We start from the raw sequence: 269 nt of genomic DNA, 5'->3' as shown, positions 1-269 counted from the left end.
CTAAAGTGCATTCCGAAGGGCTGGCTGCCTTCCTCGCGGCCGGAGGGCGCTGCCTTCAGCTGGGTTCCGGAAACGCTGAGGAACTTGCGGTTCTCTGCGCCGGGCACGACGCCGTCATTGACGCGGTGCTGGGGACCGGTGCCCGGGGAGGGTTGCGGGAAGACTCGGCGGAGCTGGTTGCCTGCCTCCAGGAACTCCTTCCCCGCCTGGTGGTGGCCTGTGATCTTCCCAGTGGGCTGGATGCGAACACCGGAGAAGTGCACTGGCCC

The 269-nt window shown here is 66.9% G+C and carries 1 protein-coding gene; it reads left to right on the top strand.

The genetic code is table 11. The features are described 5' to 3' along the window. Nucleotides 1-5: 5 nt before the first annotated feature. A partial coding sequence (locus SCA31_RS23630) for an NAD(P)H-hydrate epimerase (protein WP_410699448.1) occupies nt 6-269 on the top strand: 264 nt, incomplete at its 3' end.

Source organism: Chryseobacterium sp. SIMBA_028 (assembly GCF_046535285.1).
Classification (GTDB): Bacteria; Bacteroidota; Bacteroidia; order Flavobacteriales; family Weeksellaceae; genus Chryseobacterium.
The sequence above is the reverse complement of the archived record's forward strand: the minus strand, read 5'-3'. Positions and strand labels throughout refer to the sequence as shown.